Genomic DNA, 23,709 nt, shown 5'->3' with positions numbered 1-23,709 from the left:
CGACATTAAAAAGCAATCTTGGCTAATGATACCAAAATTTAATCTAAATTAATCACACAGGTCGGTACGCGCGGCAATCCATTCTACGGCTAGCGCTTTCTGCTCTAGGGGATACCAAGCCACCTCACCTTGCATGAACGGTCCCATCAATCTTACTGCGTTACCAAACCAATCGGGCCCCCCCACAAGCACTAGGGCGTCAAAGTTAGGTAGTTGCACCTCACCGCTTCCTGCTAACGATTGCTGTTGCCAGCCCTCTAGCAAAACATCGGCTTCTACGTAGATACAGATCTTACCGCTTGAATCGCGATAACTCTCAATCAATGGTTGCATGATCTGACCGTAATCTTCTGTAGATAGGCGGCCACTGGCAAATAAACTGATCACACCCTTAGCAATATCAGGGATCTTACACAGCATACATCGGCTCCGTAATTATCAATAGCGACTTAATTATTGCTTGATAATAGCAAACCCGCCGCGAAGGAAAAGTGGATCATCACCTTATTCTGGCTAAAAGTCTGTTAATATTGACCTAAGGCAATCTAAGACCGAGTGTGAACAGAATTTCAAAACACACTCGCAATAGTGGATGTGAATTTTTGGCAGCAATAAAAATATCAAACTCAGTATCGATTCAAGACAGCGAACTCGAGTGGCAATTCATCCGCTCCAGTGGCGCAGGTGGCCAGCATCTCAATAAAGTATCGACGGCAGCGCAGCTGATCTTTGATATCAAAAGCTCCTCTCTACCCGAGTATTACCAGCAGCGTTTACTCGCCAAAGCCGATCACCGTATTACAAAAAGTGGCAAAATCATCATCAAGTGCCAACAGAGCCGCAGCCAAGATTTTAATCGCCAAACGGCACTTGAACAGTTTATTGCACTGGTTGCGAGCGTAAGTGCCGTGCAGAAGAAACGTATCGCCACCAAGCCAACTAAAGGTAGCCAACGTCGCCGTGTCGATACAAAAAAACAAAAAGGGGCGACTAAAGCGCTTAGGCAAAATAAGTCCAATTTTTAGCGCATCACTCGTACTCGATATGAGAAATACTCACAATTTTCACCTTTCGCTCTACAATGTTCGACAAGCAGCTGATTTTTTGTTGAAATCAACGCTATAAGCGCATACACACTCAGCGCACATTTACCGCGTATTGCAAGGGAATATTCATGAGCAGCCAACCCAAGATCCTATTAGTTAATGGTCCTAACTTAAACTTACTCGGACGTCGTGAACCTGGGCATTACGGCCATCATACTCTTGAGCAGATTGTCGATGACCTTAAGCAAAGTGCGACTCAGGCTGGTATACAGTTAGATCATATTCAATCTAACGCCGAGCATCTGCTTATTGAAGCCATTCACAACAGTGACGCCGATATGGTGATTATCAATCCGGCAGCCTTTACCCATACCAGTGTCGCCCTTAGAGATGCATTACTTGGCGTTGCGATTCCATTCATTGAAGTGCACCTTTCCAACGTGCACAGCCGCGAGCCTTTCCGTCATCACTCCTACTTTTCCGATAAAGCTATTGGGGTGATCTGCGGTTTAGGTGCTCAAGGTTATCAGTTCGCACTACAAGCAGCGATTGCTCGCATTCACGCTGCAGAAAAACAAGGTTAACTACAATCCATGGATATTCGTAAGATCAAGAAGCTTATCGAGCTAGTGCAAGAATCTGATATTGCAGAACTTGAAATTAAAGAGGGTGAAGAGTCGGTGCGCATCTGTCGTCACAGCCCAGTGCCAATGCCGGTAAATACTCAGACTTTTCTCGCTCCAGCGAGTAGTGTTGCGGCAGCAATACCGCACCCAACAAGCTCAGATAATGCTGATGATAACGAGGCGCATAGACTATTATCACCTATGGTAGGAAGGGTTTATTTAAACGACAAAGCCAGCCAAGTGCCTCTTTGTACTCTAGGTCAAAACGTTACGATTGGAGAGGTCGTGTGCATTATCGAAGCCATGACCATGAGTAACCGTATCACTGCCGATAAATCAGGCGTGATCAGTGCTATTTTAGTCGAAGATGGCCAGCAGGTAGATTTTGAGCAAGCGATTCTCGAGATTGAATAACCTCACTTAATAAAAACAACATCAGCAAACCATTTAGCAAAGAGTAAGGACCACTATGATACTCATTACCGGTGCCAGCAGCGGATTAGGCGCAGCGCTCGCCAAGCAGTATGGCAAAGAAAGTCCAATTTGCATCAGTGGTCGCAATAGCGAGCGTTTACAATTAGTCGCTACAGAAGTTTGCCAATCTTGCCAGACTCAAGTTACCGACCTTTGCGATGCAGATGCCGTAGCAGCCCTATTCGATAGTCTAGCCACTTCGCCATCACTGATTATCCATAGTGCAGGCAGTGGCTATTTTGGTCCTATCGAAACCCAGTCTCCACAGGCAATTCAGCAGCTGCTCAATAACAACGTCACCTCGGCAATTTTTTTACTACGGGAAGCGGTTAAACGTTATAAAGATCAATGCGTGACGGTGGTGATTGTTATGTCGACAGCTGCACTCACGGCGAAAGCTGAAGAATCGACCTACTGCGCAGCAAAATGGGCAGTAAAAGGCTTAGTCGAATCCGTACGATTAGAACTAAAAAATAGTCCAATGAAATTAATTGCAGTTTATCCTGGAGGCATGGCCACCGATTTTTGGCCCACCAGCGGTAAAAGCGCAAACACCGCCAGCTTTATGACTGCAGACGAAGCAGCGAGTATGCTAAAACAGGCACTACAGAGTACCGAGCACGGCTATATTAGCGACCTCACTATCGCCCGTGGCTAAGAAAGCAATTTTAAGAGAGTGATATAGAGAAGGATGAAGGATAAGGACGCTAAATAAAATGAAATAGCTGTCGCGTTTTCTATACTTACAACTTAGCGTTTCTGATGCCGCCTAGAGACTGGCAGTGTTCCTAATCAAGGAGAATGAATGCGAACTTGCCTACTCATGCTGGCTTTTTCAGTTTTATGCCTATTTATCGGCTATCACGCCTATCTGTTTATTATGCCCAGTGTAAAAGTCATTAATCAGTCTGGGCAGCTACTCACTCGAGTCGAAGTCAGCCTGCCGAGCAATAACTTAGTGTTTGATAATATCGGCCCTTCACAGAGTGCGCGCATTCACCACAGCACAGAACAAGCTGACGGAGACTATGCTTACCGCATCCGTTTATCATCGGGAAAACATATCAATGGTCGGTGCGGCTATGTCACTCACGACCAATATATGAAAGTACTGAAACTCACCGTAAACAGAGACGCCAAAGTAAAATGTGTCGAATAGCCCTTATTCACTGAGCAACGAGCCGATTTGTTGATAACTGCTCTGAGGGTCTTGGTAATCAACTTCGATCACGTAAAACTCACCATTTACTAATAACACTAATGAGGGGATACCTTGAATAGGCAGGTGCCTTGTTCGGCTTATCTCTTCTTCTAGCTTCACCTTACTTTCTTCACTCATCAACGTCGTTGCAAACTGCTGACTATCAAGTCCCAAACCTTTAGCTAACTCAATTAACGTAGCACTATCAGACGGGTTCCTTGCCTCTAAATAGTAGGCACGCTGGATCGCGAGCAACATCTCTTGCTCAAGGCCTGACTCCCTAGCCAGTAAAGCGGCGCGACAAGCTGAATAAGTAGAGCGACGTGGCTGACATTTCTTCCAAAAGTCAAAGTTAAACTCAGTACCTAACTGCAAAGCAATTTTATTCCAAGTTTGCTGCAAAAATTGCTGCATATCTTCGGGCATGGGCTCATCACTATCGGGCGCTAAGCCCCCTAATCGATATTCAATATTGAGATCTGGATAAGCTGCTTGCAACTTTGATTGTAACACCAACCAAGCTGGCCTATAAGCCCAGCACCAGCTACACATAGGATCGTAAACATAATACAGAATCGCTAAGTTCATTAAATGATATTTCCCCAGTCCATTTGAGGACTCCTAGACTACCTAGCTAGATAAAAATGTCTAGCCATTCAGACCATTCCAACCATATCTCTTGAAATATCAATAAAACCTATCGCCATAAAAGCCTAATGCGCTTATTACAAACCTTTCAATAATGGGTCATCACATTGCTGACACGCAAAACGCATCTAGACTTTTGATGAACTCATGCTAATTCTGCGTCGTGGTTAACATTATCAAACTAAAGATAAACCGATGATTTATTTGTAGTCGCCCCTTTGTATAATCCCGCGAAATTTGCCTCTAAGGAAATACTCGACCTGAACTATTAAATTCAGTCAGCAAATAATAATGCCTAAGACTTTGCAGCCCCTTCGAGTCCCCCCCTTCATCATCGGCTAAACTTTTTTTCGTTTTAAAGGATCTGTATGCGCGCCTTCTCGATAGTCAAAACCAAAACTAGTTTAGGTTATGTCTCTTATTCGTACTCTTCATATCAGACTGTGGGTCTACCTAAAACCAGGCAAACTGAGTTTACGATTACTCTTTTACGATTACTCTGTAGCTAACAAAGGCTATAAATAATTAGCAAGAAACCAAGAAGCCCTGGCATTTATGTCAGGGCTTCTTATCAAGTGGGGACAAGCGCGATAATTAATTGCTTACGCCTACCTCTTGATAGCTAAACTTACCACTGTCTAACTTCTGTTTACGTTCCTGCTTAACGGTAAAATCTAACTGCTTCAGATCGACTCGCTTAATCGTGCTGTCATGCATGGTCTTATAGAACAGTAACCCATGACTCTGATCGATAACCGAGGTCCACTGCGTTGCACTGGGCAGCTCTGGGATATGAGACTTATCGTTAAACTCACTGCCAATGGGAATATCGAAGTTATTTAAGATATGGAACGCCTGTGAAACCGCTTGTTCGGCAGTATTCAACTTAGGCGCAGTATTCACGTAAAACGCTGCACGCACGAATCGCGATGGCGGTGAAATATCTCCCGGTAAACCAACAAAGTTAGAGCCAACACCAAAAGATTGTGCCTCTACACCATTAATCTTCTGAGGTGGGCTGATCCCAGGATGCAGATTGATATAATTATTAAGGTTGGTCACCTGCCAGTTGTAATCTGGCGAGTTGGTTAGCACCTTAGCCGTGTTCTTATGAATATTGATTTTGCCGTGATCCATGATTTCAATCACAATGCTATTGCCCTGCTTATCAGACACGCGCCAGTGCGCCGTCGGCGAGGCGTTACCTTGCTGATCAAAATAAACGGTGACAATCTTAATTTTATCTAATGCCGCCTCGACCTCGGCAACGGTTTCAAACTGGGTTAACATCCAACGCACAAAGTCCATATCGGTAATGTTGTTTGCTGTCTGCTTAGGGTCATACTTGGCCAGAGAGCCATAGTTGCGAAAATAGAATAACCCGGCAGTCAGTCCTTTCTCGTTAATTCCCTCGGCAATAAAGCGATCGTCACTCACCGAGATCCCAGCAAAGCCATATTGACTCTTCCAGGTGAGACCTTGCTGCTGATCGGGCATAGTCGAAGTGTATTGGTGATTACGAGGCGAGATAACAAGCTTGCTGTTGAGATCACTATGGCCCCACTCTATGGTGCGAGCCTGAACCTGATCATTGTCTGTGGTTGATAGGGTAATGCCAGTACAGGCACTTGCGTGATAACTGAAAGCAGAGGTTAGAAGTAAAGCGAGTAGTGATTTTTTCATGATTTCAATCTTATACCGGTTGGTATTCATCTAAGCCAAAAGAAGATAGCTAAAACCAATCCTATTTGAACGATTGCTATCCGACAAGTTAAGGTACACCCGAAAAGCAAAAATGACAAAATCTTAAGTCAACCCCATCACATTGCATTTGCCATTGATATCGGGACGTCATGCGTCTGCACTTATCATTGATAGTTTATACCAATTGCATTAAGTATCTGTTCATTCAGTGGGAATTCAAAGCGCTGAAGGCAAGTTGGGAACTTGAAGCTAATAGTTATTCTATATCAAGAGTTTCCGGCGCAGCATGCAGTGCTTTGAAAGCCACCCAGTGGGAAGCGCTCAAGCATTCCACTTCTGCTTTGCATCGACTCACAAGGGAATAACCATTCTGTCGTCCATGCGCATTGAATTGAAAAGCTTGAGCGCTTCTGAATTGATTAAATATTTAATGCAATTGGTATAGGATATAGCGAGTGCTATAAACAACCTAAATTGTTTAGCCAAGCGCTTATACTAAAAAGCCCATTGCGTTAGCAACGGGCTTTATCGATTCTCTTTCGAGAATCCTGTTTTGTCTTCACTTTTACTAAAGTGAAATAAAAGTGGCGCCTGGAAATGACCGAATCGGTTCGCGCAGCAAACACATGGGGGTGAAAGTAGGGCGTTTTGAATACGCAGTATTCAGCCTTGCTTGAACGCGGAGAAGCTTGTCTTCGTAGCCGGGGACCCCGCTCAGCGGCGGGTCGACATCGGGAGTAGGCATTGCACGTACGTGCTTAAGTGAAAAACCACCTGCCTACATTGAAATTGGCTATGGAAAGCAACGTTGGAGGCTTATAAAACCCAAACGCAAAAAAGCCACCTTATGCAGGTGGCTTTTCGACTTAAATAGGCGCCTGGAAATGACCTACTCTCACATGGGGAGACCCCACACTACCATCGGCGATACTGCGTTTCACTTCTGAGTTCGGAATGGATTCAGGTGGTGCCACAGCTCTATGGTTTCCAGACAAATTTGGTAAATTTAGAAAGCTGGACTCGCTATGCAAGTCTTAAAAATTGGGTTCAAGTACATGGATGTACTTTGTGTCATAAATGCAGGAGCAATTTTATGACCACACTACATTAAGTGCTTAATTCTAATTCTGGTTTCTACAAGAAACATAGTTAACTCATAAAACCCATTAGGGTTGTATGGTTAAGCCTCACGAGTCATTAGTACAAGTTAGCTCAACGCCTCACAACGCTTACACACCTTGCCTATCAACGTCCTAGTCTCGAACGGCTCTTTAGAGGAATTAAATTCCTAGGGATGACTCATCTTAGGACTCGCTTCCCGCTTAGATGCTTTCAGCGGTTATCGATTCCGAACGTAGCTACCGGGCAATGCTATTGGCATAACAACCCGAACACCAGCGGTTCGTCCACTCCGGTCCTCTCGTACTAGGAGCAGCTTCCTTCAATCATCCAACGCCCACGGCAGATAGGGACCGAACTGTCTCACGACGTTCTGAACCCAGCTCGCGTACCACTTTAAATGGCGAACAGCCATACCCTTGGGACCGACTTCAGCCCCAGGATGTGATGAGCCGACATCGAGGTGCCAAACACCGCCGTCGATATGAACTCTTGGGCGGTATCAGCCTGTTATCCCCGGAGTACCTTTTATCCGTTGAGCGATGGCCCTTCCATACAGAACCACCGGATCACTATGACCTACTTTCGTACCTGCTCGACGTGTATGTCTCGCAGTTAAGCTGGCTTATGCCATTGCACTAACCGTACGATGTCCGACCGTACTTAGCCAACCTTCGTGCTCCTCCGTTACTCTTTGGGAGGAGACCGCCCCAGTCAAACTACCCACCAGGCACTGTCCCGAACCCCGATTCAGGGGCCGCGGTTAGAACATCAAAACTACAAGGGTGGTATTTCAAGATTGACTCCACTCCATCTAGCGACGAAGCTTCAAAGTCTCCCACCTATCCTACACATGTAGGTTCAATGTTCAGTGCCAAGCTATAGTAAAGGTTCACGGGGTCTTTCCGTCTAGCCGCGGGTATACGGCATCTTCACCGCAATTTCAACTTCACTGAGTCTCGGCTGGAGACAGCGTGGCCATCATTACGCCATTCGTGCAGGTCGGAACTTACCCGACAAGGAATTTCGCTACCTTAGGACCGTTATAGTTACGGCCGCCGTTTACCGGGGCTTCGATCATGAGCTTCTCCGAAGATAACCCAATCAATTAACCTTCCGGCACCGGGCAGGCGTCATACCGTATACTTCCTCTTGCGAGTTTGCACAGTACTGTGTTTTTGATAAACAGTTGCAGCCACCTGGTATCTGCGACTCTCGGCAGCTTAGGGAGCAAGTCCCATCACCACTAAGAGCGTACCTTCTCCCGAAGTTACGGTACCATTTTGCCTAGTTCCTTCAGCCGAGTTCTCTCAAGCGCCTTGGTATTCTCTACCCGACCACCTGTGTCGGTTTGGGGTACGATTCCTACTAACCTGAAGCTTAGAAGATTTTCCTGGAAGCATGGCATCAACTACTTCAGTCCCTTAGGACCTCGTCATCAGTTCTCAGCCTTAAGTACACCCGGATTTGCCTAAGTGTACAGCCTACAACCTTAAACGCGGACAACCAACGCCGCGCTAGCCTAGCCTTCTCCGTCTCTCCATCGCAGTTAGCAGAAGTACGGGAATATTAACCCGTTTCCCATCGACTACGCCTTTCGGCCTCGCCTTAGGGGTCGACTCACCCTGCCCCGATTAACGTTGGACAGGAACCCTTGGTCTTTCGGCGAGGAGGTTTTTCACCCCCTTTATCGTTACTCATGTCAGCATTCGCACTTCTGATACCTCCAGTGTGGGTTACCCCTTCACCTTCAACGGCTTACAGAACGCTCCTCTACCGCACTAGAACAAGTCTAGTACCCATAGCTTCGGTGTATTGCTTAGCCCCGTTAAATCTTCCGCGCAGGCCGACTCGACTAGTGAGCTATTACGCTTTCTTTAAATGATGGCTGCTTCTAAGCCAACATCCTAGCTGTCTAAGCCTTCCCACATCGTTTCCCACTTAGCAATAACTTTGGGACCTTAGCTGATGGTCTGGGTTGTTTCCCTTTTCACGACGGACGTTAGCACCCGCCGTGTGTCTCCCGTATAGTACTCATTGGTATTCGGAGTTTGCAAAGGGTTGGTAAGTCGGGATGACCCCCTAGCCTTAACAGTGCTCTACCCCCAATGGTATTCGTACGAGGCGCTACCTAAATAGCTTTCGAGGAGAACCAGATATCTCCCGGTTTGATTGGCCTTTCACCCCCAGCCACAAGTCATCACCGCATTTTTCAACATACGTGTGTTCGGTCCTCCAATTGATGTTACTCAATCTTCAACCTGCCCATGGCTAGATCACCGGGTTTCGGGTCTACACCTTGCAACTAAACGCGCAGTTAACACTCGGTTTCCCTACGGCTCCGCTATTCGCTTAACCTTGCTACAAAATGTAAGTCGCTGACCCATTATACAAAAGGTACGCAGTCACGGTCTCAAGAACCGCTCCCACTGCTTGTACGTATACGGTTTCAGGTTCTATTTCACTCCCCTCACAGGGGTTCTTTTCGCCTTTCCCTCACGGTACTGGTTCACTATCGGTCAGTCAGGAGTATTTAGCCTTGGAGGATGGTCCCCCCATGTTCAAACAGGATGTCACGTGTCCCGTCCTACTCGTTTTCACGTAAAGTTAGTTTTCATGTACGGGGCTATCACCCTGTGCCGCTGTGCTTTCCAACACATTCCACTAACACCCTCTACGCTTAAGGGCTAATCCCCGTTCGCTCGCCGCTACTAGGGGAATCTCGGTTGATTTCTTTTCCTCCGGGTACTTAGATGTTTCAGTTCCCCGGGTTCGCCTCATTAACCTATGTATTCAGTTAATGATACTAGCTTATGCTAGTGGGTTTCCCCATTCGGACATCGTTAGCTCAAATGCTTGTTACTAGCTCGCCAACGCTTTTCGCAAGTTACTACGTCCTTCATCGCCTCTGACTGCCAAGGCATCCACCATATACGCTTAGTCACTTAACCATACAACCCAAATAAGTCTCTATGAGATTATCCGTTGTTTTATCAGGGTAGATAAAACAGCCGTATCGTAACTAATGGTTTCTACTTTCGCCAAAATTAGAATTTTTTACTTGAAGTCGTTAAACAACAAGCCAAGACACTTAATGTTAAGTGTTTTAGAACTCAATTTTTTAATTTCGCAATAATCTTAAAGATTATTACTATCAGCTTTCCAAATTTTTAAAGAACGATATCAACTACGTGAAGTAGGATATTTTGTCGCTCGCCTCTTTCGAGACAAACAAGCAATCTGTGTGAACACTCAACAACTATCAAGTTAGTCGTATAGGTAAGGAGGTGATCCAGCCCCAGGTTCCCCTAGGGCTACCTTGTTACGACTTCACCCCAGTCATGAACCACACCGTGGTAAACGCCCTCCCGAAGGTTAAGCTATCTACTTCTGGTGCAGCCCACTCCCATGGTGTGACGGGCGGTGTGTACAAGGCCCGGGAACGTATTCACCGTAGCATTCTGATCTACGATTACTAGCGATTCCGACTTCACGGAGTCGAGTTGCAGACTCCGATCCGGACTACGACCGGCTTTGTGAGATTAGCTCCACCTCGCGGCTTCGCAACCCTCTGTACCGACCATTGTAGCACGTGTGTAGCCCTACTCGTAAGGGCCATGATGACTTGACGTCGTCCCCACCTTCCTCCGGTTTATCACCGGCAGTCTCCCTAAAGTTCCCACCATTACGTGCTGGCAAATAAGGATAAGGGTTGCGCTCGTTGCGGGACTTAACCCAACATTTCACAACACGAGCTGACGACAGCCATGCAGCACCTGTCTCAGAGTTCCCGAAGGCACTAAGCTATCTCTAGCGAATTCTCTGGATGTCAAGAGTAGGTAAGGTTCTTCGCGTTGCATCGAATTAAACCACATGCTCCACCGCTTGTGCGGGCCCCCGTCAATTCATTTGAGTTTTAACCTTGCGGCCGTACTCCCCAGGCGGTCTACTTAATGCGTTAGCTTGAGAGCCCAGTGTTCAAGACACCAAACTCCGAGTAGACATCGTTTACGGCGTGGACTACCAGGGTATCTAATCCTGTTTGCTCCCCACGCTTTCGTACCTGAGCGTCAGTCTTTGTCCAGGGGGCCGCCTTCGCCACCGGTATTCCTTCAGATCTCTACGCATTTCACCGCTACACCTGAAATTCTACCCCCCTCTACAAGACTCTAGTTTGCCAGTTCAAAATGCAGTTCCCAGGTTGAGCCCGGGGCTTTCACATCTTGCTTAACAAACCGCCTGCGTACGCTTTACGCCCAGTAATTCCGATTAACGCTTGCACCCCTCGTATTACCGCGGCTGCTGGCACGAAGTTAGCCGGTGCTTCTTCTGCGAGTAACGTCACACCCAAACGCTATTAACGCTTGAGCTTTCCTCCTCGCTGAAAGTGCTTTACAACCCGAAGGCCTTCTTCACACACGCGGCATGGCTGCATCAGGCTTTCGCCCATTGTGCAATATTCCCCACTGCTGCCTCCCGTAGGAGTCTGGACCGTGTCTCAGTTCCAGTGTGGCTGATCATCCTCTCAGACCAGCTAGGGATCGTCGCCTTGGTGAGCCATTACCCCACCAACTAGCTAATCCCACCTAGGTTCATCCAATCGCGGAAGGCCCGAAGGTCCCCTCCTTTCCCCCGTAGGGCGTATGCGGTATTAGCAGTCGTTTCCAACTGTTATCCCCCTCGACTGGGCAGATACCTAGGCATTACTCACCCGTCCGCCGCTCGTCACCTCAGGAGCAAGCTCCCTTGTGTTACCGCTCGACTTGCATGTGTTAGGCCTGCCGCCAGCGTTCAATCTGAGCCATGATCAAACTCTTCAATTAAAGTTTTTTTGCTTCTTCCACCTTACAAGTAAGGCTAAATCAGCGGCTCAACGAATTCTGTATTACATATTGCTATGAACACTCATTCATTAAGTAATTTTTTGATTGCCTCGTGAGAGGCAATTTCGAATAACTTAATCTCTGTGAGTGTCCACACAGATTTGCTTGTCATATTGTTAAAGAGCGGTGCTAATCCTATTAAGAACAAGTCTTTCAGTTAGCAGCCTAAGACGCTAGGTCGTTGGCTTGAGGAGGCGTATTCTACACTCTCCAGTGGCGGCGTCAAGCGCTTATTTTAAGAAGTTTTTCAAGCGCTGATTTGTTAATCGCTATTGCGAAAAACCATCAAAACCCGAAGCCCTTAAAGCGATTGTCACCTGAGATTAATTTCCGTAGAAGTTAATCTCTCTAACTCGATCTGCTAGGCTAGTTGCCTGCTTCACCGTGTCAGTGGGGTCGCATTATAGGGAGTTTCGGGATCAGCGCAAGGGGCATTATTAATAAAATTAGAATATTCGAATCAAATGCATAGTTATCAAACGATACGTACAAAAAAGGGGCTTAAAGCCCCGTTTTTATCGTCAACTCATACCAGATAACAATCATATGGATTGGAGGTATCCGAGTTACAGCAACGGAAAGAATAGTAGATATACTTCATCTCTACTATATAGAGGGTGCAGAATAGAGGGTGCAGATGAGCATGACATAGATAGCAGCTCGTTCAGTTACCATATAAAAGCTACTATTTACCTGTTGCCGTATATCTATTGCATAATGAGTGTCGTATTTCGACTTCAGGCAGAGCTAAGCTGATGATAGCCACCGCCTAAAAGATAGTTTAGCGCCGAAAACAAAAAAGGGCCCTAAGGCCCTTTAAAAACATACTAACGATTTAGTAAACGCCTTGCGCTTTCATGGCGTCGGCTACTTTTACGAATCCCGCAACGTTAGCACCCAACTCATAGTTGATGTGTGTACCTTCACGGCCATACTGCTCACAGGTGGCATGAATAGAGTACATGATATCACGTAAACGCATATCCACTTCATCACGGCTCCAACTTAAACGCAGCGCATTTTGGCTCATCTCTAGACCTGATGTCGCAACGCCACCCGCGTTAGCCGCCTTGCCCGGTGCAAACAGCACTTTAGCTTCATGCATTAACGCGATAGCTTCAGCCGTGCTTGGCATATTCGCGCCCTCGGCAACCATCTGTACACCGTTAGCGATTAGCATCTTGGCATGCTCGCTATCTAGCTCGTTTTGAGTCGCACAAGGTAGAGCAACTTCTGCAGCAAACTGCCATGGCGTTCCGCCTGTCACATACTCTAACCCATTCTCATAGGCGTAATCAGCAACACGTCCGCGGCGATCGTTTTTAACTTCCATTAATTTAGCAAGCTTCTCAGGGGTAAAGCCTTCTGGATCAAATACCACACCACTAGAATCTGAAGCCGTAATTACCTTACCGCCCATCTCCATCGCTTTTTCGATAGCATATTGCGCCACGTTGCCCGAGCCAGAAACAGTGACAGTTTTACCTTCTAAGGTTTCACCTTTTGCTTTTAGCATCGCTTCAACAAAATACAGTAGACCATAGCCAGTCGCTTCAGGGCGGATCAAACTACCACCAAATGTTAGTCCCTTACCGGTAAACACACATTCAGCGCTGTTAGTCAGCTTTTTCATCATACCGGTCATGTAGCCCACTTCGCGGGCGCCCACACCGATATCACCAGCAGGAACGTCGGTATCAGCACCTAAATGACGATGCAGTTCAAACATTAACGCCTGACAGAAGCGCATAACTTCGCCATCGCTCTTTCCTTTAGGGTCGAAATCGCTACCGCCTTTACCGCCGCCCATAGGCAAGGTCGTTAAGGCGTTCTTAAAGGTTTGCTCGAAAGCCAAGAACTTAAGTACTGACTGGTTAACAGAAGGGTGGAAACGCATGCCGCCTTTGAAAGGACCAATAGCAGAGTTGTGCTGGATCCTAAAAGCACGGTTTACCTGGACTTTACCTTGATCATCAACCCAAGAAACACGGAATTGGATCAGACGCTCCGGCTCAACCAGACGTTCTAAAATCCCTGCATCCAAATATTCAGGATGCGCTGCAACAAAAGGCCAGATAGAAGTGAGTACTTCTTTAACCGCTTGCAAAAACTCAGGCTGGTTAGGGTTACGCTCAGCAACAGTAGAAAGAAAACTATCAAGAGTCAGATCGCAGCTCATTTTGGTGCTCCAGGGTATACAAAGAATTGAGATTGCTACTGCTTGGATTACGCTAGGTAAACCCGCAGTTTATTGTGTAGAAAGGTTTATATCAGGAATTGATGGTTAATGAATACAAGACTTTACGAATCTTGCGTGTTACCTCAAGAAAATCGATCATTCTACCCCTGCGTAATTAATTCCTCAATAAACTAGCCACTTAAATGAGAAATCATCAATAATTTCCATACAATGCAAGTTGATGTATCCCTGAGTAATACTGGTGTCACCTCCGAAGATTTAAAAGGTCTACAAACCTGTTACCCAAATTGAGTTTTCCAGTGATAACAGGTGCGCCTTCGCTCTAGCTCTCACGATGACTTTACGGAGAATTTTATCCAAATGAAAATGGGCTCCACTCTTTACAAACAAGAGTGGAAGCCCTTTCTCTAAATGTAGTGCCCGGATAGCTGACTTTGAGCAAACTTTAAAAACAGGAACACTAAGGTTCTTTTTATAAATCACAAAGAGCAAAAAGCCCGCTATAAAATAGCGGGCTTTTCTATGTATGGCGTTGGGGTAGCTGACTTTTAAACTAACGTTAGAAACAGGAACCCTAGGGTTCTGATCTGCTTTATATCCGAAACGAAAAAGGGCTTCCATTACTGGAAGCCCTTTCTCTAAATGTGGCGGAGGGATAGGGATTTGAACCCTAGATGGGCTATAAACCCATGCCGGTTTTCAAGACCGGTGCATTCGACCACTCTGCCATCCCTCCGAACGCCGCAGATAATAGGGATACTCGATGCCAATGTAAAGCCAAATTTGATTCAAATGGCTAATAATGCGAAAAGCCCCTACATTCTGCTGAAAAATCACCCAAAACTAATGGTAGATAGCCAATTTCGAACAACAAGCCTCTAGGGTTTGTTATTCCTACTCCGCAAACGAAAAAGGGCTTCCGCTCTCTATTAAAAGAATGGAAGCCCTCTCTCTAAATGTGGCGCAGGGATAGCTGGCTTTAAACTAACGTTAGAAACAGGAACACTAGGGTTCTAATCAGCTTTATACTCGAAACGAAAAAGGGCTACTCTTTTGAGTAGCCCTTCATCTTGAATGTGGCGGAGGGATAGGGATTTGAACCCTAGATGGGCTATAAACCCATGCCGGTTTTCAAGACCGGTGCATTCGACCACTCTGCCATCCCTCCGAACGACGCTGATAATAGGGATACTCGACGTCAATGTAAAGTCCAACTCGAACCGAATGACTAAAAAAACAACCAACAAGGCAAAATATTGCTTAATCAGCTATTTTTCAGTCAATTACTCAGCAAGATAAGTGTCTTTTATAAATTTGTAACCTATCAACCTACCGCAGGCAACAGATTAAAAATCTGCATAAGCTGGACGCTAATGATCAATACACCAGCTAATGTTGCCGCGATCAAACCCAAGTTGCCGCCTTTCACTCGATACCCTTGCAAGCCTGCTTGCTTACGCTGTGCGCTAACCATAGCGACTGGCAAAAACACTGCCAAAATCACTAAAGCAAAAGCCGCATAGCCCAGTGCAGTGATAAAACCTTGAGGGTAGAACAATGCAAAACCCAGTGGCGGTAAGAAAGTCACTAAGCCTACCTGCACTCTGTGACTAGCCTTAGTGCTACGCTTTAGTAAGTCACCGATAAAGTCGAACAGGCCTAAACTCACCCCAAGGAATGATGTCGCTAACGCTAGATCGGCAAAGATAGATACCGCATTAGCAATCATAGGGTTTTCTAGCATTCGGCTCAGAGAACCAATAAAGCCATTCAGACTTTGGCTAGCCATTAGATCTTGCTGAGGCAATACCCCTTGGCTGGCTAACATCCATAACACATATATCATTAGCGGCAATGCAGAGCCCACGACAATGATCCAGCGCAGCGCCTTGGTATCTTTACCTAAGTAGCGCACCACTGATGGAATAGAGCCGTGAAAGCCAAAAGAGGTGAATATCACTGGCAGAGAGGCAAATACCAAGCCTTGATGTACAGGTAAAGCGACTAAATTCTCGACAGAAACATGGGGCAGTAACAGAAACAACATCACCACTAACGCGATAAGCTTAAGCGAGAACAGGCTTCGATTAATCATATCGACCGAACGAGTGCCTATGGCCACAACGGTACCGATTAGCAAGGTAAAGATAATTGCGCCAGCTTGCATCGGCAGCTCGAGTCCAAACCAGTTGGTTAATTTACTGTGGATCTGCTCACCGCCACCGGCAATATAAGCAGCACATAATGCGTAGAAGAGAAACATCATTGCAAAGCTTGCTATGACTTGTCCTTTACGACCCAATAGTTTGTGTGCCAGCGTGTGCAGCGTGGCATCGACTGGCGCATGTTGATGCACTTCAATCATAAGCAGTGCGGTATAGGTCATCAAAGACCAAATCAAGAGCATGATAATGCTCGCCATGCCAAAGCCAAGACCCGATGCTGCGAGAGGTAATGCCAACATACCGGCACCGATTGTGGTACCCGCAATAATCAGCATACTGCCGAAGATTTTACTTTTGTTCATTTATGGTGTTCCAAATTAACGATAAAGTGCTCGGAACAGGCTTTGATGGTGGCCAGCTTCCGAAAGATGGAATTGCCACAATGGAGTGATTTAAAACATGAGGGGAAGTGAATAACCTCTATCTACGCCATTGTGGCTATAGATAGTAATAAGCCTTGTTCTGTGTTATCAACACGTGATAATCCTTAGTAAGCATTGTTAATCAAAGAGTTAACTAACAGTATAATAGGTAAGGCTCCAAGATAGGGGGTCATTGTTCGACTGTCAACAATCATTGGCGATTTTTTGTTAAAAGCCGACGCAACGCGCTTTAATAAAGCTACCATCGATACAAAGCTAAAATATCAAATAGTCAGTTACATGCTGTTTCAACCCAAGCTTATACATTCGATCACAGCTCTGTTAATTTAACAGAGCTGATCTTGTGAGTTACATTTGTTTGCTCTTTTATGAATGACTAAGACATTTAAAAAAGATAATAATCTTGTAGGTATAGCAAGGCTATATGTTCAATCGCGCTTACACCAATTAAAAAAATGGATGCCAATGAAAACCCTTAAACTAGTTTTAGCCAGTCTATTAATGCTGACAATAACAGGCTGTGCCACGACCGAAAGCCAACCGGAATACCACACCTATGTAAAAGTTGGCGATAATGTTCCCGTCACACAGTTCGTCGATACTCAGGGTAATAGCATTGATTTAGCCGAGTCAAAAAACCATAAGCTGTTAATTCTATTTGCCACTTGGTGTCCAGACTCACAGCGAGCTATGAAGTATTTAGTTAAATCCGATCTTCACCTAAGTCCAAATGTCGACATCATAGGTATTGGCCGTGAAGAAACTAATATCGAGTTGAACAAGTTCGGCGCTGAATATGAGCTCAATTTCCCACTGGTGGCCGATACCGATAGACAGATCTATTCACAATTTGCCAATGCAGGCATTCCAAGATTGATCTTATTAGATGCTGATAATAAAGTGGTTAAAACCATTATTGGTGAAACAGAAAACCCAATCATAGAAGTCGTATGGTGATAGCGATTGGCATTAGAGATTAAATATTAGACAAGGATAGCTCATGAGTAAGCTCATAACTAAAACAGCGCGGTTAATTATTAGGGAGTTTAATCTCGATGACATACAAGCGGTCTACGATTTCAACGCCGACGAGAGAGTCAACCGCTATACAGGCGATGCCGGCGTGGTGCAGTCACTCGCCGATGCCGAACGCATCATTCGCGACATTTGGCTTACCGAATACCTGCAATTTGGCTATGCACGCTGGGCTGTGGTTTTAAAAGAGACCAACAGCGTCATTGGGTTTTGTGGTTTTAAAAATGATTACCGCATCAATGAAACTGATATAGGCTATCGTTTTGCACCAGAACACTGGGGCAAAGGCTATGCAACGGAAGCCAATCAGGCATGTATTGAATACGCCAAAGATCATTTGGATTTAGACTATATCGTTGGCGATGTGGTTGAAGAAAATCTCGCCTCTATTAATGTACTACTAAAGCTTGGGATGACATTTAATAAGAAATTTCAAGATATGGGCTTTACGGTCATTCGCTACGATATGTATCTGAAGTCAAAAAGCTAACATTCTCATCAATGTTAGTCGCGTCAATGCCTGCTCCGTCAAAATGAGTATTTAACGGAGCCCGTTACTCCTATTAACTGATCCGCTGTTGAATCGAGGGGGCACTGGCCTGTAATACGAGGGAGTTAAGCCATTAAGGTGCTCTATCAGCTTAAACCACAGCTCGATATATTGAATCGCTTCGGCCTTACCCACCTCATAATCCACCGCATGGGCAACTCAATTATAAATTGCCTCCAGCTCATGAGACATTCTTCCCTGTGTTAACTATTTTATCTTGGTGAAGGGTAGCAAGATTATTCGACTGATAAAACGGTCTACACTATCAGGGATCAGTTTATTTTTTGATAGGTTTTAGTTTTCCAATCAAATACATACTCAGTGCCTTGCCACTCATATATTGTGCGCCCATCTCTTTGAATAACCCGCGCATTTTCGGGTAGCCGATTAAGGCCAGTTGCATAGCTAACACTGGTTGTCACCCGCTCTGGTGGGGCAATGACTTTAGGCTCCGGCGCTTTATAGGTGGGTCTGTCGTAGCGATAAGGCGAGTAATAACGATTGTTGTAACTATATGGATAGCGCCAACGAGAGCCTACCCCCCAGCTATAGCCAGGTCGCCAACCGGGTCTGTAATAACCACTGCGATAAGGATAGCCGTACCAACTGTTAGATACCCCGACATTCCAGCGCCAAGGATCGCGGTAATCGTAATTACTCCAGCCCACTCCTACGCTCACGTTATTGTGAGCCGATGAATTGGCAAAAAGGTATCGATGTTGTTGGTTAGCAAACTGACTCGGTGGCTCGACAGCAGCAGCGCCCGATACGCCGAAGACGAAAAGGAAGCTCTGACTCCATTTAACGGTAATCATGCTCATAGGCATAGTCATCCTCCTCGATAAATCAGTCATTACCTATTAGTTAATCTTACGCTTAATAACCTCATACGCCAATGTCAGTTCAAAATACAGGCTGATAACAAACTCGAGTTCAGTAATCGCTAAATATTTACGATGTTCTACATTGATGAACAAGCGTTTAACGCACGTTGGAAATAGTGCTATAGTTCGCGCCATATCACAGTTTATAGCGATGAGAATTCCCCTATGAGTTTTAAGGATTTACGCAGCTTTATAGACCACTTAGAAACCAATGGTGAGCTTAAGCGCATTAGTCATCCCGTCGATCCTCATTTGGAAATGACAGAGATTGCCGATCGTGTATTGCGTGCCAAGGGGCCGGCTCTGTTATTTGAAAATCCAGTCGGCAACGACATGCCGGTACTGGCCAATCTTTTTGGCACCCCAAAACGGGTGGCGATGGCATTAGGTAAAGAAGATCCTATCGCGCTGCGCGATGTGGGTGAACTACTCGCTTTTCTAAAAGAGCCCGAGCCGCCTAGCGGCTTTAAAGATGCCATAGCTAAGATCCCAATGTTTAAGCAAGCCTTAAATATGCCGCCAAAGACGGTACGTAATCCACCTTGCCAACAGGTCGTCAAAACTGGCGAAGAGGTCGACTTGACCAAGCTGCCAATTCAGCACTGCTGGCCTGGCGATGTTGCGCCGCTAGTCACTTGGGGACTCACCATCACCAAGGGGCCACGCCAAAAACGTCAGAACTTGGGCATTTATCGCCAGCAACTGCTTGGCAAAGATAAGCTGATTATGCGCTGGCTAGATCATCGTGGCGGTGCATTAGACTTTAAAGATTTTAAAGAGAAACATCCGGGTGAGCGTTACCCTGTGGTCGTGGCATTAGGCGCCGATCCTGTGACCATTTTAGGCGCAGTGACTCCAGTCCCCGATGCCATGAGCGAATATGCTTTCGCGGGCCTATTGCGCGGTGAGCGCACCGAAGTCTGTAAAGCCTTAAGCTGTGACTTAGAGGTCCCTGCCACCAGCGAAATAATCTTAGAAGGTTATATCGATCCCGAAGAGATGGCAGAAGAAGGCCCTTACGGCGATCACACAGGTTACTACAACGAAACCGACTCATTCCCAGTGTTTACCGTGACTCATATGACTCACAGAAAAGACGCGATTTACCACAGCACCTACACCGGCCGTCCACCAGATGAGCCAGCCATGCTAGGTGTGGCACTGAACGAGGTGTTCGTGCCGATTTTGCGTAAACAGTATCCTGAAATTATCGACTTTTACCTGCCACCAGAAGGTTGCTCGTATCGTATGGCGGTGATCTCGATTCGTAAGCAATACCCAGGGCACGCCAAACGTGTGATGATGGGCGCATGGTCATTCCTACGCCAGTTTATGTACACCAAGTTTATTGTGGTGGTCGACGAAGATGTCAATTGCCGTGACTGGAACGATGTGATCTGGGCGATTACTACCCGTATGGATCCCAAGCGCGATACCGTGATGATTGAAAATACCCCTATCGATTATCTCGATTTTGCCTCGCCAGTTGCGGGTCTAGGCTCGAAAATGGGGATGGACGCCACGAACAAGTGGCAAGGTGAAACCGACCGCGAATGGGGCACTCCCATTGTAATGGATGAAGCTGTTAAACAGAAAGTCGATGCTATCTGGAATGATCTCGGTATCGATGATGCACCGACGCTGTAGGAATTTTTAGCGATCAACATTCGCTAAACTTTAAATAGCCTGCTGTAAGTTCGCAGGCTAAAAATTTAATATTGAATAAGCTTCCACAGAGAAGCGCATCAAGGAATAAAGATGAACACCATTAGCTGTACGATTGAAAAAGTAGCGCCGTTTAATAATGCCGTATATCAGGTGATTTTAAAGCCGAGTACCCCATTTGACTTTAAAGCTGGTCAATACCTTTGTGTCGTCATGGGCGAGAAAGACAAACGTCCATTCTCTATCGCCTCTGCGCCAGATGCTGAGCATATTGAGCTACATATCGGTGCAGCCGTGAGTGAGAGTTATCCTATGCAAGTGGTTGAGCGTCTCAAAGAATGCTTAACCTCTGGCAGCAATATCGAGGTTGAAGTGCCTGGCGGCGATGCTCACCTACGAGCAGACAGCCTACGCCCTCGCCTACTGATTGCTGGCGGCACAGGGTTCTCTTATATCAAGAGTATCGTTGAGCAGAAGATTGCTTTAGGCCAAGAGATAGAAACCACCCTATATTGGGGCTGTCGTAATCAAGAAGCGATGTACTTTGAAACCATTGCGCGCCAGTGGCATGAAGCGCACCCATGGCTACACTTTGTACCTGTAATAGAAGAAGCCACTGCCGACTGGAAAGGCAAAGAAGCTAACCTTCTAGAGCAGATTAAGAATGATTTTGATAACCTAAGCGGCTATGACATCTATATAGCGGGTCGTTTCGATATGGTTGGCGCAGCGCGTGAAGTGTTCCGCACTATGGGCGTTGACGAAGACCACCTGTACGGCGATGCGTTCGCGTTTATTAAGTAAGCTTATCGGTATTAGCTTATCGGTATTAGCTTATCTGTATTAGCCTATTCAGTTGCTATAGGCGAGTGAGTCATTAGCTATGATTCACTCGCGATTTATCCTACTTAACTATTTTCCACATTCTTTCTTCAAACTCTTTCTTCTAAACTCTATTTTTTACCTTTGACTCACGCTGGCGCGCACCGTCACTCTAGGCTCAATATCCATAAATTGTGGTGGCAGGTTTGGATCTTGCAGTCTGGCAATCAAGGCATGCACCGCCGCCGCACCTAAGCGTGCTTTCGACTGATGAATACTGGTAAGCGCTGGGGTCATAAATTTAGCTAATTGAATATTATCGTAACCGATAACCGATAACTGCTCGGGGATCTGCACCCCAGTGCGCTGCGCTTCATGTAATACACCAATCGCCATCATGTCATTACACACAAAAAGTGCTGTCGGTAAGCTACCCACCGCTTGTAGCTTAGCAAACGCCGCCTTACCGCCCTCGGTTTCAAAGTTCCCTTCAACCACCCAATCAGGGTTAATCGGTAGATTAGCCGCTTGCATCGCATCGACAAAGCCCTGATAGCGCAGATCGGCCTGCTGACGATTACGTGGCCCGGTAATACAGCCGATTTGAGTATGCCCGTTATCAATCAGATATTGAGTCGCCAGTATGCCACCTTGGCGGGAGTGGCCCTGAATTTTGTCACAAGGAAAATCCACCTGCCCCCAATCCATCACCACTACAGGTAGCGAGTCTAGACGGCGATAGATTAGTGCATCCTCGCCTTCTAACATGGCGCACATCATGATTAAACCGTCGACACGGCGCTCAATTAACGTCGTTAATGAACGTTTTAAGCGCTGGGCATCACCTTCGGTATTACACAGAATAAGGTTGTAACCCTGCTGGTAACACGCCTGCTCAACACTACGAACCACCTCAGCATAGAAGGGGTTGGTCGAGGTGGTCACCAACATGCCGATGGTTTTGGTGCAGTTCTGTTTAAGGCTGCGGGCCACCGCCGATGGACCGTGATAGTTCAGTTGCTGCGCAGCCGCTTGCACCCGCTTGGCAATATCCTCACTCACAAAGCGGGTAGCATTCATCACATGACTCACCGTAGATGTGGATACGCTGGCAAGTTTGGCAACATCTTTCATGGTGGCCATGGGGGTTAACTTCCTATCTGAATCACTATGTTAAAAGCGGTATTAATAACTCTCTCAATAACAGTATTCACTGCTATCTAGTGCGATTTTAGTGCGCAGCTAAGAACTGCTCAACTTCTTCCCGTGTTGGAATAGAAGTTTGTGCGCCAAAACGGGTCACTGAGATCGCCGCCGCAGCATGGGCAAACACAATCGCTTTATCTATTGTCTGGCCTTCGAGCAGTGCCGTAACAAAGGCACCATTAAAAGTATCACCGGCAGCGGTAGTATCGGTCACTTGTACTTTAAAGCCCGCAATAATTTTACCTTCACCTTGCTCACTTAAATACACGCCTTTTGAACCTAAGGTGATCATCACAGTAACGATGCCTTTATCGTGCAGTACTTTCGCAGCTTGAGCGGCGCTATCGGCGTCTGTAATCGCGACTCCAGTTAATAGCTCAGCTTCTGTCTCGTTAGGAGTAATGATATCAACCATCGCCAGTAAAGTATCAGGCAGACTACGTGCAGGCGCTGGATTCAATATCACCTGAGTTCCTTGGGCTTTAGCAATGCTAGCGGCAAGCTCAATACCCGGCAGTGGCGTTTCTAACTGCATCAGCAAGTACTGTGCTTGCTCGATTTTCAAGGCGTGCTGCTCAACAACCTTTGTCGTTAATGCATCATTAGCGGCGGCAGCAATACAGATACTGTTTTCACCACTATCGGCCACTTGGATCATCGCAATGCCCGTTGGGGTATTTTCCACCATATGTACAGCCGACACCTCCATACCATCTTGCTCAAAGGTATGACGGATGTTTCTACCAAAACCATCGTCTCCCACACAAGCGATAAAGCCAGTATCAGCACCTAGGCGCGCAGCAGCAACGGCCTGATTAGCCCCTTTACCACCTGGGATAATTTGGTAATTGTAACCATGCAAGGTTTCTCCCGGACGCGGGAAAGAGGCAACTTGCAGTACATGGTCGGCATTCACACTGCCTAAAACGATTAACTGAGACATTTACATATTCCTTGATGTTCTCTGAGTCGCTGCCAACCGATTATGATGTTGGGCTCAGAGCAAAACGCGCCTTGAATCAAGTTCAAAAGGCGCAG

The 23,709-nt window shown here is 46.2% G+C and carries 18 protein-coding genes, 2 tRNA genes and 3 rRNA genes; 9 read left to right on the top strand and 14 right to left on the bottom strand.

The window, feature by feature from the left end; translation table 11 throughout:
• Window positions 1-48: 48 nt before the first annotated feature.
• A complete protein-coding gene (locus tag SHAL_RS03065) occupies window positions 49-420 on the bottom strand; it encodes a SpoIIAA family protein (RefSeq protein WP_012275727.1) in 372 nt (123 codons plus the stop codon).
• A gap of 182 nt (window positions 421-602) precedes the next feature.
• On the opposite strand from SHAL_RS03065, the gene arfB reads away from it, so the two are divergent.
• The 5 genes from arfB (at window position 603) to SHAL_RS03040 (ending at window position 3,305) form a co-directional block, all read left to right on the top strand.
• Window positions 603-1,025, top strand: a complete 423-nt coding sequence (gene arfB / locus SHAL_RS03060) for an alternative ribosome rescue aminoacyl-tRNA hydrolase ArfB (protein WP_012275726.1) — start codon at window positions 603-605, stop codon at window positions 1,023-1,025.
• A gap of 149 nt (window positions 1,026-1,174) precedes the next feature.
• The gene (gene aroQ / locus SHAL_RS03055) at window positions 1,175-1,630 is read left to right on the top strand and encodes a type II 3-dehydroquinate dehydratase (protein WP_012275725.1); all 456 of its coding nucleotides are present in this window, start codon (window positions 1,175-1,177) and stop codon (window positions 1,628-1,630) included.
• 9 nt (window positions 1,631-1,639) lie between these two features.
• Window positions 1,640-2,086: an acetyl-CoA carboxylase biotin carboxyl carrier protein gene (accB, locus tag SHAL_RS03050; protein WP_012275724.1), complete on the top strand. Its 447-nt coding sequence runs from the start codon at window positions 1,640-1,642 to the stop codon at window positions 2,084-2,086.
• A 55-nt stretch (window positions 2,087-2,141) separates the two neighbouring features.
• On the top strand, window positions 2,142-2,804 hold the full coding sequence (locus tag SHAL_RS03045) for an SDR family NAD(P)-dependent oxidoreductase (RefSeq protein ID WP_012275723.1): 663 nt from the start codon (window positions 2,142-2,144) through the stop codon (window positions 2,802-2,804).
• A 147-nt stretch (window positions 2,805-2,951) separates the two neighbouring features.
• A complete protein-coding gene (locus SHAL_RS03040; RefSeq protein ID WP_150102050.1) occupies window positions 2,952-3,305 on the top strand; it encodes a hypothetical protein in 354 nt (117 codons plus the stop codon).
• Between the two features lie 3 nt (window positions 3,306-3,308).
• Here the strand turns inward: SHAL_RS03040 and SHAL_RS03035 are convergent, their stop codons facing one another.
• The 10 genes from SHAL_RS03035 to tyrP form a co-directional block, all read right to left on the bottom strand.
• A complete protein-coding gene (locus tag SHAL_RS03035; RefSeq protein ID WP_012275721.1) occupies window positions 3,309-3,935 on the bottom strand; it encodes a DsbA family protein in 627 nt (208 codons plus the stop codon).
• A gap of 654 nt (window positions 3,936-4,589) precedes the next feature.
• A complete protein-coding gene (locus SHAL_RS03030; RefSeq protein ID WP_041415816.1) occupies window positions 4,590-5,678 on the bottom strand; it encodes a linear amide C-N hydrolase in 1,089 nt (362 codons plus the stop codon).
• 897 nt (window positions 5,679-6,575) lie between these two features.
• Window positions 6,576-6,691, bottom strand: a 5S ribosomal RNA gene (gene rrf / locus SHAL_RS03025).
• A gap of 184 nt (window positions 6,692-6,875) precedes the next feature.
• A 23S ribosomal RNA gene (locus SHAL_RS03020) occupies window positions 6,876-9,769 on the bottom strand.
• Between the two features lie 329 nt (window positions 9,770-10,098).
• Window positions 10,099-11,641: ribosomal RNA gene (locus SHAL_RS03015) — 16S ribosomal RNA — on the bottom strand.
• The 16S, 23S and 5S rRNA genes sit together here, the layout of an rRNA operon.
• An 895-nt stretch (window positions 11,642-12,536) precedes the next feature.
• Entirely contained in the window at window positions 12,537-13,880 is a 1,344-nt protein-coding gene (gdhA, locus tag SHAL_RS03010) for an NADP-specific glutamate dehydrogenase (protein ID WP_012275719.1), read from the bottom strand.
• 288 nt (window positions 13,881-14,168) lie between these two features.
• The gene (locus tag SHAL_RS03005) at window positions 14,169-14,522 is read right to left on the bottom strand and encodes a hypothetical protein (protein WP_041415815.1); all 354 of its coding nucleotides are present in this window, start codon (window positions 14,520-14,522) and stop codon (window positions 14,169-14,171) included.
• Between the two features lie 24 nt (window positions 14,523-14,546).
• Window positions 14,547-14,637 (bottom strand) — tRNA-Ser (locus SHAL_RS03000).
• Window positions 14,638-14,978: 341 nt separating this feature from the next.
• Window positions 14,979-15,069, bottom strand: a tRNA-Ser gene (locus SHAL_RS02995).
• Window positions 15,070-15,225: 156 nt separating this feature from the next.
• The gene (gene tyrP, locus SHAL_RS02990) at window positions 15,226-16,428 is read right to left on the bottom strand and encodes a tyrosine transporter TyrP (RefSeq protein ID WP_012275718.1); all 1,203 of its coding nucleotides are present in this window, start codon (window positions 16,426-16,428) and stop codon (window positions 15,226-15,228) included.
• A gap of 546 nt (window positions 16,429-16,974) precedes the next feature.
• Between tyrP and SHAL_RS02985 the strand changes: the two genes are divergently transcribed.
• On the top strand, window positions 16,975-17,466 hold the full coding sequence (locus tag SHAL_RS02985) for a TlpA disulfide reductase family protein (protein WP_041415813.1): 492 nt from the start codon (window positions 16,975-16,977) through the stop codon (window positions 17,464-17,466).
• 43 nt (window positions 17,467-17,509) lie between these two features.
• Complete coding sequence (locus tag SHAL_RS02980) at window positions 17,510-18,034, top strand: GNAT family N-acetyltransferase (protein ID WP_012275716.1); 525 nt, start codon at window positions 17,510-17,512, stop codon at window positions 18,032-18,034.
• Between the two features lie 332 nt (window positions 18,035-18,366).
• Here SHAL_RS02980 and SHAL_RS02975 read toward each other — a convergent pair whose 3' ends face one another.
• The gene (locus tag SHAL_RS02975) at window positions 18,367-18,921 is read right to left on the bottom strand and encodes a hypothetical protein (protein ID WP_012275715.1); all 555 of its coding nucleotides are present in this window, start codon (window positions 18,919-18,921) and stop codon (window positions 18,367-18,369) included.
• Window positions 18,922-19,143: 222 nt separating this feature from the next.
• On the opposite strand from SHAL_RS02975, the gene ubiD reads away from it, so the two are divergent.
• Together ubiD and fre are read left to right on the top strand one after the other, a co-directional pair.
• Window positions 19,144-20,625: a 4-hydroxy-3-polyprenylbenzoate decarboxylase gene (gene ubiD / locus SHAL_RS02970; RefSeq protein ID WP_012275714.1), complete on the top strand. Its 1,482-nt coding sequence runs from the start codon at window positions 19,144-19,146 to the stop codon at window positions 20,623-20,625.
• 111 nt (window positions 20,626-20,736) lie between these two features.
• Window positions 20,737-21,447: an NAD(P)H-flavin reductase gene (fre, locus tag SHAL_RS02965; RefSeq protein WP_012275713.1), complete on the top strand. Its 711-nt coding sequence runs from the start codon at window positions 20,737-20,739 to the stop codon at window positions 21,445-21,447.
• Between the two features lie 156 nt (window positions 21,448-21,603).
• Here fre and SHAL_RS02960 read toward each other — a convergent pair whose 3' ends face one another.
• Entirely contained in the window at window positions 21,604-22,608 is a 1,005-nt protein-coding gene (locus SHAL_RS02960; protein ID WP_012275712.1) for a substrate-binding domain-containing protein, read from the bottom strand.
• Between the two features lie 88 nt (window positions 22,609-22,696).
• Entirely contained in the window at window positions 22,697-23,614 is a 918-nt protein-coding gene (rbsK, locus tag SHAL_RS02955) for a ribokinase (protein WP_012275711.1), read from the bottom strand.
• Between the last annotated feature and the right edge of the window lie 95 nt (window positions 23,615-23,709).

Origin of the sequence: Shewanella halifaxensis HAW-EB4, from assembly GCF_000019185.1 — a bacterium.
GTDB classification, from domain to species: Bacteria; Pseudomonadota; Gammaproteobacteria; order Enterobacterales; family Shewanellaceae; genus Shewanella; species Shewanella halifaxensis.
Note: the sequence above shows the minus strand (reverse complement) of the source record. Positions and strands in the feature narration are given on the sequence as shown.

Coding starts and splice junctions, on each gene's coding strand:
- SHAL_RS03065 (WP_012275727.1), bottom strand. CDS start 420: ATGCTGTGTAAGATCCCTGATATTGCTAAGGGTGTGATCAGTTTATTT.
- aroQ (WP_012275725.1), top strand. CDS start 1,175: ATGAGCAGCCAACCCAAGATCCTATTAGTTAATGGTCCTAACTTAAAC.
- accB (WP_012275724.1), top strand. CDS start 1,640: ATGGATATTCGTAAGATCAAGAAGCTTATCGAGCTAGTGCAAGAATCT.
- SHAL_RS03045 (WP_012275723.1), top strand. CDS start 2,142: ATGATACTCATTACCGGTGCCAGCAGCGGATTAGGCGCAGCGCTCGCC.
- SHAL_RS03040 (WP_150102050.1), top strand. CDS start 2,952: ATGCGAACTTGCCTACTCATGCTGGCTTTTTCAGTTTTATGCCTATTT.
- SHAL_RS03035 (WP_012275721.1), bottom strand. CDS start 3,935: ATGAACTTAGCGATTCTGTATTATGTTTACGATCCTATGTGTAGCTGG.
- SHAL_RS03030 (WP_041415816.1), bottom strand. CDS start 5,678: ATGAAAAAATCACTACTCGCTTTACTTCTAACCTCTGCTTTCAGTTAT.
- gdhA (WP_012275719.1), bottom strand. CDS start 13,880: ATGAGCTGCGATCTGACTCTTGATAGTTTTCTTTCTACTGTTGCTGAG.
- SHAL_RS03005 (WP_041415815.1), bottom strand. CDS start 14,522: ATGGAAGCCCTTTTTCGTTTCGGATATAAAGCAGATCAGAACCCTAGG.
- tyrP (WP_012275718.1), bottom strand. CDS start 16,428: ATGAACAAAAGTAAAATCTTCGGCAGTATGCTGATTATTGCGGGTACC.
- SHAL_RS02985 (WP_041415813.1), top strand. CDS start 16,975: ATGAAAACCCTTAAACTAGTTTTAGCCAGTCTATTAATGCTGACAATA.
- SHAL_RS02980 (WP_012275716.1), top strand. CDS start 17,510: ATGAGTAAGCTCATAACTAAAACAGCGCGGTTAATTATTAGGGAGTTT.
- SHAL_RS02975 (WP_012275715.1), bottom strand. CDS start 18,921: ATGCCTATGAGCATGATTACCGTTAAATGGAGTCAGAGCTTCCTTTTC.
- ubiD (WP_012275714.1), top strand. CDS start 19,144: ATGAGTTTTAAGGATTTACGCAGCTTTATAGACCACTTAGAAACCAAT.
- fre (WP_012275713.1), top strand. CDS start 20,737: ATGAACACCATTAGCTGTACGATTGAAAAAGTAGCGCCGTTTAATAAT.
- SHAL_RS02960 (WP_012275712.1), bottom strand. CDS start 22,608: ATGGCCACCATGAAAGATGTTGCCAAACTTGCCAGCGTATCCACATCT.
- rbsK (WP_012275711.1), bottom strand. CDS start 23,614: ATGTCTCAGTTAATCGTTTTAGGCAGTGTGAATGCCGACCATGTACTG.